Below are 8,298 nucleotides of genomic sequence, written 5' to 3'. Positions count from 1 at the left end.
GTCTTTCATTTTCCGCCATCTGTCTTCAAAATTTGTTGTACCTATGTTGTACCCGCCCCAAAAACAGCAAGGCACCTTCATCGCTGAAAGTGCCTTGTTTATTAGTGTGGGCCCACCTGGGCTTGAACCAGGGACCACCTGATTATGAGTCAGGTGCTCTAACCAACTGAGCTATAGGCCCTGAATAAGTCCTCGTTTCGACTCCTGAACTCATTAATTCATGAAATCACCCATCGAAATTCGGATTGCAAGTTTACAACATTAGCTTAAAATACACAAGCAAAAACGAATATTTCTATAAGCTATGAATCATGCTCAGAGGCCTTTTCTGTAAGCGTTTCCGGTTCTTGTTCCTTATTATCTTCAAGCTGACTGAATAATTGTCGGTAGAAGATCAAAATACTAAAAATACCAATAGTAATGGCTGAGTCAGCAATATTGAATACCGGCCGGAAAAACAGAAAGTCGTTTCCACCCCAAAACGGTAACCACTGTGGATATCGTCCTGAAAATAGCGGAAAATAAAGCATGTCAACTACTTTGCCATGCAGAAAGGACGAGTACCCGCCTTCATCAGGAAGAAACTGTGCGATCTGGCCGTAGCTCTCATTAAAAATGAGCCCATAAAAAGCGCTGTCGATAATGTTCCCGATGGCCCCTGCGAAAATTAAGGCAATGCAGGCAATAAACCCCATAGGTATTTCTTCCTTTTTTATCAACTTGAAGAGATACCATCCGATGCCGGCTACGGCGACAACCCGAAACAAGCTCAGAAAGATCTTTCCATATTCACCCGCAAATTCGATTCCGAATGCCATTCCGTTGTTTTCAACAAAATGGATTAAGAACCAATCACCCAGCACCGGGAATTCTTGACCGAGGTACATATTGGTTTTTATCCACACCTTGATCAGCTGATCGATCAAAAGAATCAAAAAAACCAACCCTAAGGATTTTGTTAATCTTGACATGATTTCAACTTCGTTATAAAAAAATGATTGGAAGCTAACCACCCCCAATCATCCGAATATGGTTGTAACTGCATGCTAACCCTGACTGTTTTTTGCCTCAATGCTCAAAGTAGCATGTGGAACGGCACGAAGGCGTTCTTTTGCGATCAACTTTCCGGTTTCGCGGCAGATGCCGTATGTTTTGTTTTCAATACGCACCAAAGCCGCCTGCAGGTGTTGAATAAACTTCAGCTGCCGTTGGGCCAATTTGCCTGCTTCCTCCTTCGAAAGCGTTGCAGCTCCTTCTTCCAGTACTTTAAACGTTGGCGAAGTATCCTGCGTATCGTTACCATCGCTTTGAGTAATCGAATTCTTATAGATCTCGTAGTCCTCTTTTGCTTTTTCAAGCTTCCCCAAAATCAGCTCTTTAAACTCAGCCAATTCAGCATCTGTATATCTCGTCTTTTCTGCCATAACCGAAAATTTTTTACGATCCCCAAAGGGAATCAAGTGATCATCATTGTGGACCCTAAATTATAAAAATATTTTTAATTGCATCAGGTCTTAAAACATACTAAACGCTCACTGGTTCAACTTATTTTATTTAGCTGAATCAAGGCCGAAACATCTTGGTCAATCTCCACCCGCGCAGCCTCTGTTTCGCTTAGTTTATCAACTAATTCCAGACTTTCCGCCAAGGTTTGATTGCCAATATATTCTCTGAAATTTAGAACCGAGTCATTGAAAAATTCGTGCTTTTCGATTTTTATTGTAATCCGGTCGGTCACTTCAAAGTTGCTTTCTTTTCGTAAATTCTGAATTTTGTTGATGAATTCCCTGGCAACTCCCTCTTGTTTCAGTTCATCTGTCAGATTAATGTCCAACGCGATGGTCATGCCTCCTTCAGTCGAAACCAGCCATCCCGGAATATCCTCAGTCATGATTTCTACGTCCTCCGAATTCAACACAACCGTTTCATTCCCCACCTTCACCTCGCAACGGCCTTCTTTTTCGAGGGTGTCAATCTCTTCCTGACCAAACTGCGCCACAGCTCCGGAAATTTGCTTCATCATTTTACCAAATTTAGGGCCTAAGGTCTTGAAATTCGGTTTGATTTTCTTCTTGATGATGCCAGCCGTATCAGTCAGGTATTCCACTTCTTTTACATTGACTTCGGAAAGAATGATATTTTCAACAGCTTCAAACTGCTCCTTAAAGTGAGGGTTCAAAACCGGCACCATGATTTTAGCCAGCGGCTGACGTACTTTCAGCTTTTCTTTCCGGCGTAACCCCAGAATCATGGAAGACGCTTTTTGCGCAATCGCCATTTTCTCTTCCAAATCGGCTTCGATCAACGATTCATCCGCGGTTGGAAACTCGGCCAGATGAACGCTTTGATCAGGCTCCAGAGCCGTCAGCTTATTCAGATCGGAATAAAGCTGATCAGCATAAAACGGTGCCATCGGGGCTGCCAGTTTAGCCACCGTAACCAAGCAAGTGTAAAGAGTTTGATAGGCTGAAAGCTTGTCTTGATCGTACTCGCCGCCCCAATAACGTTTCCGGCTGAGGCGAACAAACCAGTTGCTCAGATTTTCGGTCACAAACTCAGAAATGGCGCGTCCGGCCCGGGTTGGCTCGTACGCTTCGAGACTGTCTCCCACTTCTTTGACCAACGAGTTGAGCAAGGAGATAATCCAACGGTCGATCTCCGGACGTTCGCTGACCGGAATTGCTGCTTCTTTAAAGCGGAATCCATCCACATTCGCGTACAAAGCAAAAAATCCGTAGGTATTGTAAAGTGTTCCGAAGAACTTGCGGCGTACCTCATCAATTCCACCCACATCGAACTTCAGGTTATCCCAAGGTTGCGAGTTGGTTAGCATGTACCAGCGCAGCGGATCAGAGCCGTACTGCTCAATGGTCTCAAACGGATCGACCGCATTGCCCAGCCGTTTCGACATTTTATTACCGTTTTTGTCGAGCACCAAACCGTTTGAAATGATGTTACGGAACGCTACCGATTCATCAATCATCGTGGCAATGGCGTGTAAGGTAAAGAACCACCCCCGGGTTTGGTCAACGCCCTCCGCAATAAAATCGGCGGGAAACACTCCCTTCCCTTTTTCAGGGCTGTACCGTTCAGCGTTTTCGAACGGAAAGTGGTTTTGGGCATAAGGCATGGCTCCCGAGTCAAACCAAACATCAATCAGATCGGGCTCGCGGAACATTTTTTGACCATCATCACTCACCAGAAAAATATCATCAACATAGGGACGATGCAAATCAATTTTGTCGTAGTTCTCATCATCGAACTTACCGGCTTCAAAGCCTTCGAAAGGATTCTTCGACATCACCCCGGCAGCCACCGCTTTTTCAATCTCAGCCATCAAATCTTCGACCGACCCAATACACTTGGTTTGCGAACCATCTTCGGTACGCCAGATTGGAAGTGGTGTTCCCCAAAAACGCGAGCGGCTCAGGTTCCAGTCCACAAGGTTTTCGAGCCAATTCCCAAAACGCCCGGTTCCGGTGGATTTGGGTTTCCAGTTGATGGTGTTGTTCAACTCAATCAACTTGTCTTTTACAGCTGTTGTTTTAATGAACCAACTGTCGAGCGGATAGTAGAGGATCGGCTTATCTGTACGCCAACAGTGCGGGTAGCTGTGTTCGTGTTTTTCTATTTTGAATGCCTTGTTGTCTTTTTTCAGCATTACTGCAATGTCAACATCAACCGTTGAATACGATTCATCCAACAGGTCGTCGTATTCATTTTTGACATAGCGACCACTAAATTCTGTATAAGTCTCCTGATTCACCTGCGCTTCCACAAAGTCCGCAGCCATGTTTTCAATCTTAAAGAAGCGACCTTTACGGTCAACCAGAGGCTGGTTCTTCTTTTCTTGATCTTCAACCAGGAGTGGTGCAATGTTATTTTGCTTGGCTACACGGTCATCGTCGGCACCAAAGGTTGGCGCAATGTGCACGATTCCGGTACCATCTTCAGTGGTGACAAAATCTCCGGTGATCACCCTGAACGCGTCACCTTTGGGTTGCACCCAGTTGATCAACTGCTCGTAGTTTACACCAGCCAGTTGCCCGCCGGTATACTCACCAACAACCTCAAACGGAATTTTCTTATCACCTGGTTTATAATCGTCAAACGAAAGCCCCGCGTGTTTTGGGTTAAAGTGGGCACTCAGCAAGTCCTTCGCTAAAATCAAGGTTGCCGGATCTCCCGTGTAAGGGTTGAACGATTTCACCTTCACGTAGTTGATTTTTGGCCCCACACACAAGGCGGTGTTCGATGGCAAGGTCCAGGGCGTGGTCGTCCAGGCCAGAAAATAAAGTGGTGAATCCACTCCTTCATATAAGAACTCGGACTTCTCATCGCGAATCACGGCAAACTGGGCAACAGCAGTGGTATCTTTCACATCGCGGTAGCAACCCGGCTGGTTCAACTCGTGTGAGCTCAAACCTGTTCCTGCAGCCGGCGAATAAGGCTGAATGGTGTAACCTTTATACAGCAGCCCTTTGTCGAACAATTTTTTCAGCAACCACCAAACCGTTTCAATGTAGCGGTTGTCATAGGTCACATAGGGGTCATCCATGTTCACCCAGTAGCCCATCAAGCGAGTCAAATCCTCCCACTCTTTGGTGTACTTCATCACTTCGCGCCGACAGGCAGCATTGTATTCTTCAACCGTAATTTTGGTGCCGATATCTTCTTTGGTGATCCCCAGCGATTTCTCCACGCTCAATTCGACCGGCAACCCATGCGTATCCCATCCGGCTTTGCGGTGAACCCGAAAACCTTTCATGGTTTTGTACCTGCAAAAAGTATCTTTTATGGCGCGCGCCATCACGTGGTGAATTCCCGGCATTCCGTTAGCCGAAGGGGGGCCTTCGTAAAACACAAAGGTCTCGTTTCCCTCACGGGTGCTTATACTTTTATGAAAGGTATCATCGGTCTCCCACTTTTTCAGAACATCCTTGTTTACCTGAGAAAGATCTAATTGCTTGTATACCCGGAATTTATCGCTCATTGGATTCCTGTTTTATCATTCTTTTTTTAAGAGGTACAAATATAGAAATTTTTTGGGCTTAGGCGACTACCCGCATTTGTGACTTCTGGGTTAACAGGAACCGGTAGAATAATTTCCTTCCCCTAAATTACATCCTGCGATTCACCAACCTCCAGCGGATGGCCAGGTTCGCCAGTCCTGAGCAGTTGGATTTTCAGCTTACTTTTTACCGGCAACTGGTAAGTTCCGGCAGGAACCATCAGCACGGGTTGTGAAAAAACATTGCGCAACACTTGTGAAACCTGAAAGCGTTGCCGGGCTTCATTTTCAGAAAAGATCCCCTGCTCCGCATCATCCGTTTCAAACTTCAGGCGGGACCCTTTGATGAAGGCCTCCCGTCAGGAATAAGCCTTGAATTGCTGCTGCCGGGACTCATGTCCATGAATGCCTCAACAATCGGCCGCGGAAGGTTGCTTCCCGTTTTGTGGGGCCTTACCTGACCCGCTATTTCTTTGAACATGGCACCTGGAGTCAAATTGACCTTTACCTGGTGGCGGTTACTTTGACAATAATCATCAAGGCCTGTAAACTTTCCGCCAATATTGCACTGAGCCTTAAACAACAGCGTTGTAACCGAACTTCCTTCTTCAAGTACGCCCGAAACTTCTTCCATGAAAAACTTTAGAGTTCCCCGGCCCGCGGCATCCGTTAAGCCGGGGCTTTGCCTGACCATGGGTGTAGTGACATCGTCGATCGTATATTTTTGTCTCTTCTCGATCAGTGCCCGATAAATCCTGTTGTCTTTAAGGATCTTGTTTGGATGCAATCCGTAGGTTAGTGCCATAATATAGTGCTTTGAAGTGGTCCGTAATGTTGCCAATTTTAACTTCAATCATCCTTATACAAATAACGAATTGATAGTCATCATACAAATTAAATGACCACTATCATCTGAACTTGATGATTAGTATCATTTGAACACAATTATCACAGTCATCGAAGCCGAAAGCTTACTTGTTCAATAACCGAAACTCGCTTATATGGGTTGGAAAGACTGGTTCTAGTGGCCCGTTCCAGCCAAGTAAAAGGATCAAACCCTCCCCTGGCGGAAGGATTGGAGTAGTACGGTAATTAGTCAGGGCTTCATTCCAAACCTGAAATCCTGATTAAAATTGCTGCCGCACCCTCACTGGATTTCTCGTTACCGACTTCCAGCGTTGTCAATTAGTCTTGAACTTCCAATAAACCGGGAGAAGCTATGATTCTCCTGATTTCGTGACGCACTTGGATTGTTTTCTGCTTTCAAAATCACAGTTTTCAATAGGTCATTTAACCATAGCTCAAGACTATTCATATCGCAACGCTTCAACGGGGTTTCTCGTAGCCGCTTTCCAGCTTTGCCAACTTACTGTCAGCAGGGCAATTCCCAAGATTAGCAACCCGGCGAGAGCAAAGATCCACCAGCTTAAACTGGTTTTGTAGGCAAAGTTCTCGAGCCATCGATGTGTAACCAGATAAGCGATTGGCGTTCCAATAACAATTGCTGCAGCTACCACCTTTGTAAATTCACCTGATAGAAGTTTGGCGATGTCAATCTCGTTTGAGCCCATTACTTTTCGTATTCCGATTTCCTTTGTTCTTCGTTCGGCAGCAAATATCGACATGGCAAACAACCCCAAACAAGAAATAAGAATCGCCAATCCGGCAAAATATTTCGATAAAACCGAAATACGCTGCTCGGCAATATACTGTTTCTGGTATTCATCACTTAAAAAAGAATAGTTAAAAACATAGCCGGGATTAAATGATTTATACCGTTTCTCTATTGTTTCAATGGTCTCTTTTTCCTTTCCCGCACCAATTTTCACCAGGATCTTTTCTGCATCTTCCGGCCTGTGCCTGAAAAAGAATGGTTTTATGTTCTCATGGAACGACCGGAAATTAAAGTTTTTGGCAATTCCAATGATTTCGTAATCTGCTCCCCACAGATTAAACGTTTTGCCCACCGGGTTTTCCAGCCCCATTACATCGATACCGGCTTAATTGATAATAATTTTATCGCTCTCATTTCCATAATCCGATGAAAAAGTCCTTCCTGATTTCATTTCAAGCCCCAGTAATTCAAGCATATCGTCACCTACTCCCAAATGCGAAAAAGCAACAACCGCATTCGGGTCTTTACCTTCCCAGTCGAAGGAGCCTTGTGTCATACCAGTTTCACCGACGATGCTTCCCCACATAAAGGCAGCATGTTCAACTCCGGAAATCCTTCTTATTTCTGATAGAAATGACTGCGGATTTTCTGAAAGCTTTCCTTTCAAATTAAACTGAACAATATGATCGTGATTGAACCCGGGGTTTCGGGTTTGTATCAATTCAACCTGTTTATAAACCACGAATACAGATACAATAAGCAGCACCGATAAAACAAACTGAAAAACAACAAGCCCCTTCCTGATAAATAACTCGCTGGAAGGGCTGTCCAATTTTCCTTTCAATACAACCGCCGGACGAAAACCTGACAAGTACAACGCCGGATAGACGCCAGCAAATAATCCGGTTAGACCCAGGATTGCAATACTCACGAATACTAGTCTTAGATCGAGGTTAAAAGAAAGCTGTTTCCCGGTAATTTCGTTGAACTGGGGCAGAAAGAAAATAACAAATACCGAGGCTAATAGAAATGCAAAAAAGGTTATGAATAATGATTCACCCAAATACTGAAAAACCAATGACTCCCTTTTGGCGCCGATTGTCTTTTTTATGCCAACTTCTTTAATTTTCCGGAATGCTTTTGACGTTGCCATATTCATAAAGTTTATGCAGGCTATCACTAAAATGAATAGGGCAATCATCGAAAACAGCCTTATGTATTCAATTCTTCCGCCAGCCTGTTTCCCACCTTCGAAGCGGTTGTACAAATAACCGTCAGAATATTTTTGGAGTAAAAGTGTTACGTTCGAGTTTTTATCTTTGGTTTTAATAAAATCTGTTATCTTTTCGCCTAATGCAGAAACATTTGTGCCTTGTTTTAATTGGAGGTAAATCTGTGCCTGATTGTTTCCCCACGTGGCGTATGAGCCAACCAATTCTTTAAAAACTTCGAAAGAGACTGCAAAATCAAATTGTTCTGATGATTTTGCGGAAATATCTTTTAAAACACCTGTAATAACAACATCCCTTTTTTTATCCCGACTTTGCCAGCTAATTGTTCTTCCCGGAATGTTATCGGTTGTATTAAATAACATCAAGGCCATTTTTTCAGAAATAACCGCCGAGTTTTTCCCCTCCAGAACGGTGCCCGGATTCCCCTGAAGAAATTCGTA

6 protein-coding genes and 1 tRNA gene are annotated in these 8,298 nt (G+C 44.3%); all 7 read right to left on the bottom strand.

Annotated elements, in window-relative coordinates:
- Window positions 1-107: 107 nt before the first annotated feature.
- Window positions 108-181, bottom strand: a tRNA-Ile gene (locus AAC033_RS17330).
- Window positions 182-302: 121 nt separating this feature from the next.
- Window positions 303-971 carry a lipoprotein signal peptidase gene (locus tag AAC033_RS17325; RefSeq protein WP_339740447.1) on the bottom strand — a complete coding sequence of 223 codons (669 nt, stop codon included), beginning with the start codon at window positions 969-971 and terminating at the stop codon, window positions 303-305.
- 75 nt (window positions 972-1,046) lie between these two features.
- Window positions 1,047-1,424, bottom strand: coding sequence for a TraR/DksA C4-type zinc finger protein (locus tag AAC033_RS17320; RefSeq protein WP_053187050.1), 378 nt, complete (start codon window positions 1,422-1,424; stop codon window positions 1,047-1,049).
- A gap of 116 nt (window positions 1,425-1,540) precedes the next feature.
- Window positions 1,541-4,993 (bottom strand): isoleucine--tRNA ligase, encoded by a 3,453-nt coding sequence (gene ileS, locus AAC033_RS17315; protein WP_339740445.1) that lies wholly within the window; start codon window positions 4,991-4,993, stop codon window positions 1,541-1,543.
- 346 nt (window positions 4,994-5,339) lie between these two features.
- Window positions 5,340-5,816 (bottom strand): DNA-binding domain-containing protein, encoded by a 477-nt coding sequence (locus tag AAC033_RS17310; RefSeq protein ID WP_339740443.1) that lies wholly within the window; start codon window positions 5,814-5,816, stop codon window positions 5,340-5,342.
- Window positions 5,817-6,318: 502 nt separating this feature from the next.
- Window positions 6,319-6,996 (bottom strand): FtsX-like permease family protein, encoded by a 678-nt coding sequence (locus tag AAC033_RS17305; protein ID WP_339740441.1) that lies wholly within the window; start codon window positions 6,994-6,996, stop codon window positions 6,319-6,321.
- Between the two features lie 15 nt (window positions 6,997-7,011).
- Window positions 7,012-8,298 (bottom strand): FtsX-like permease family protein (locus AAC033_RS17300; protein ID WP_339740439.1); only part of this gene is annotated, 1,287 nt, incomplete at its 5' end.

Source organism: uncultured Sunxiuqinia sp. (assembly GCF_963974515.1).
GTDB lineage: Bacteria > Bacteroidota > Bacteroidia > Bacteroidales > Prolixibacteraceae > Sunxiuqinia.
The sequence above is the reverse complement of the archived record's forward strand: the minus strand, read 5'-3'. Positions and strand labels throughout refer to the sequence as shown.

Excerpts from the sequence above, each read along its gene's own strand:
- ileS (WP_339740445.1), bottom strand. The coding sequence starts at position 4,993 with ATGAGCGATAAATTCCGGGTATACAAGCAATTAGATCTTTCTCAGGTA.
- AAC033_RS17305 (WP_339740441.1), bottom strand. The coding sequence starts at position 6,996 with ATGGGGCTGGAAAACCCGGTGGGCAAAACGTTTAATCTGTGGGGAGCA.
- AAC033_RS17325 (WP_339740447.1), bottom strand. The coding sequence starts at position 971 with ATGTCAAGATTAACAAAATCCTTAGGGTTGGTTTTTTTGATTCTTTTG.
- AAC033_RS17310 (WP_339740443.1), bottom strand. The coding sequence starts at position 5,816 with ATGGCACTAACCTACGGATTGCATCCAAACAAGATCCTTAAAGACAAC.
- AAC033_RS17320 (WP_053187050.1), bottom strand. The coding sequence starts at position 1,424 with ATGGCAGAAAAGACGAGATATACAGATGCTGAATTGGCTGAGTTTAAA.